Raw genomic sequence first — 2,558 nt, forward strand, 5'->3', positions numbered from 1 at the left:
TCAGCGGCGTCACCGGGGGGAGCCGCACGGTTGTCAGGGCACTTTCAAGGCCCCCTGGGAGTTGGCTTGTTGACCACTCGACGACGCGACTCTCCAGGAGAGCTTCATGGCCGGTGACGCGCTCAGCCAGGACCCCGCCGAGCTGCGCAAGAGGATCGACACCACCAAGGCGCACCCGGCACGGGTCTATGACGTCTTCCTCGGCGGCAAGGACAACTACCCCGTCGACCGGGACGCCGCCGCTGCCGCGCTGGCCGCCAACCCGCGTGGCTACCTCGACGTCCGGCACAACCGCGACTTCCTGCGCCGCGCCGTGACCATGCTGGCGAAGGACACGGGGATACGGCAGTTCCTCGACATCGGCACCGGGCTGCCGACCGCGGAGAACGTGCACCAGATCGCCCAGCGCATCGCCCCCGACTCACGCGTCGTCTACGTCGACAACGACCCGATCATCCTCACCCACGCACGCGCCCTGCTGACCAGCGGCCCCGAGGGTGCCACGGACTACATCGACGCCGACCTCAAGGAGCCCGCGCGGATCCTGGAAGAGGCCGCGAAGACCCTCGACCTCAGCCGGCCGGTCGCGCTCGTCCTCGTCGCGCTGCTGCACTTCATCGAGGACGAGGAGGCGTACCCGGTCGTGCGCGAGCTCATGGACGCCCTGCCGTCCGGCAGCCGGCTGGTGCTCAGCCATCTCACCGAGGACCTCAACCCGCCGAACATCCGTGCCGTCCAGGAGACGTACACCAAGCGCGGGTTCACCTTCGTACTGCGGTCCAAGGCCGAGGTCGAGCGCTTCTTCACCGAGAACGGCCTGGAGCTGGACGCCCCCGGTGTCGTGCCCGCCCACCACTGGCGCTTCGAGGACGGCGCTCCCCTGCCCGAGTCCGCGGACGAGTCGGTCCTCGCGGGCCTCGACGCCATCGAGAGGATCCGCTACGCCGACATCAACGACGTCACGGACGCGGACATCAACATCTACGCGGCCACCGGTCTCAAGGCGTAAGGCGGTCGGTCGGTCCGTACGCGCCCGGGTCCGTGAACCGCACGGTCAGTTGCTCGTCGCGAACCACGCCTCGGCCAGGTCGTCGAGGCGTGGTCGGGGTGGGGCGGGCAGTTCGCGCAGGCACCAGGGCAGGTCGCTGTAGGCGTGCAGCAGCGCGTGCGCGAGCAGTTCGCGTGGGGCGTGCGGGGTACGGCCGTACGCCTTGTAGAAGCGGCCGAGCCGGCGGGCGTCGCCGTGGGTCACGAACAGGGCGGCGACCGCGAGGTCGTAGGCAGGGTCGCCGATCATGGCGGGCTCGAAGTCGAAGAGGCCGGTGACGCGCCAGCCGTCGTGCGGGTCGACGGTCAGGTGTTCGAGCATGAACTCGGTGTGCAGCAGCACCCGTCGCTCGGGCGCGGCGAGCGGTACCGAGCGCAGGAAGTCCGGGATCTGCTCCAGCCAGGTCTCCGCGAGGCCGCCCGCGCGGTGGTGTCGGAGCACCTTCGCCTGCTGCACGGCCAGGAACCGGTTCCAGTCCGCCGGGCCGACCACGTCGGTCAGCGGCCCGGGGTCCAGGGCGTGCAGCGCGGCCAGCGTCTCGGCCGCCTCGGTGACGATCCGGTCCTGGTCGGCCACCGGGATACGGTGCCAGGCCTCGGCGAGGCTCACGCCGGGCAGCCGGGACATCAGTACGTACCGCCAGCCGTTCTTGTAGAGGTCCGCCGCCTGCAGGCGCGGGGTGGGCACCGGCAGTCGGTCCCGGAGGTGGGACAACACCCGTGCCTCCCTGATGGCCCGGGCGGCTTCGAAACCGGGGTACAGCTTCAGGACGAGCGATTCGCCGACCGAGTACACCGGTAGCGTCCCGTCCTCGAATCGCACCAACCGGGCGCCCGGGAGCCCCAGTTGTGCACAGAGGTCCTGGGCCGCCGGTCGTAGCAGCGCCTCGTCCCGAACGACCCAGTTCAACTCGTCGACCGTGTCCACGCTGGGCAGCATGCGGGCAGCCTAGGGGTGCCGCAGGCCGCCCGTATGGCGGATTGCGCGTATACGGGAGCCTGTAGCTCTTTAGGGTGCGGCAAGGGGCCGCCGTGTGCGTACGTCAGTACGGAGCGGACACGTGTGCGCGTGCGGACACGGGAGCCTCAGTCCCACCAGAAGGCCCATACGCGCTCCCCGAGCAGCTCCTTCTCGGCGTACGCGCGGAGGGCCTCGTGGTGCCCCTGTGTGATGTTGTCCGGGCAGAACGCGAAGTGCTCGGCGGCGATGGCTTCGGCCTGGGCCATGGTGGTGGGCGGGGCCGCCACGGAGAGGACGAGCTGGTCGAAGGTGAGGGCGACGACGCGTATGCCGAAGCGGTCCTCCCAGGAGCGGAGCACCGCGCACAGGCGGGCGGTGTCACCCTCGTAGTTCATGGGGCCGCTCCAGCCGATGGCCGCCGGGATATCGGCGGAACGGCGGGCCGGCACGAGGGCGAGGCGCGGCTCCTTCAGCCAGGAGCCGTCACCGGCGAGGGAGTCGGCGACCTCGGCGGCACGGGTGTCGGGGGCCGCGGTGAGCGGGAGGGCGG

Annotated in this window: 3 protein-coding genes; 1 reads left to right on the forward strand and 2 read right to left on the reverse strand. The window is 70.7% G+C overall.

Annotated elements, in window-relative coordinates:
* The first annotated feature begins 106 nt into the window (after positions 1-106).
* Positions 107-1,009, forward strand: coding sequence for an SAM-dependent methyltransferase (locus FNH04_RS44645; protein WP_152791942.1), 903 nt, complete (start codon positions 107-109; stop codon positions 1,007-1,009).
* Between the two features lie 45 nt (positions 1,010-1,054).
* On the opposite strand, the gene FNH04_RS44650 is transcribed toward FNH04_RS44645, so the two are convergent.
* Both FNH04_RS44650 and FNH04_RS44655 read right to left on the reverse strand, forming a co-directional pair.
* Positions 1,055-1,987 (reverse strand): phosphotransferase family protein, encoded by a 933-nt coding sequence (locus tag FNH04_RS44650; protein WP_152791943.1) that lies wholly within the window; start codon positions 1,985-1,987, stop codon positions 1,055-1,057.
* A 146-nt stretch (positions 1,988-2,133) separates the two neighbouring features.
* A partial coding sequence (locus tag FNH04_RS44655) for a DUF4253 domain-containing protein (protein WP_152791944.1) occupies positions 2,134-2,558 on the reverse strand: 425 nt, incomplete at its 5' end.

Origin of the sequence: Streptomyces phyllanthi, assembly GCF_009377205.1 — a bacterium.
Taxonomy (GTDB): Bacteria; Actinomycetota; Actinomycetes; order Streptomycetales; family Streptomycetaceae; genus Streptomyces; species Streptomyces phyllanthi.

Excerpts from the sequence above, each read along its gene's own strand:
- FNH04_RS44650 (WP_152791943.1), bottom strand. The coding sequence starts at position 1,987 with ATGCTGCCCAGCGTGGACACGGTCGACGAGTTGAACTGGGTCGTTCGG.
- FNH04_RS44645 (WP_152791942.1), top strand. The coding sequence starts at position 107 with ATGGCCGGTGACGCGCTCAGCCAGGACCCCGCCGAGCTGCGCAAGAGG.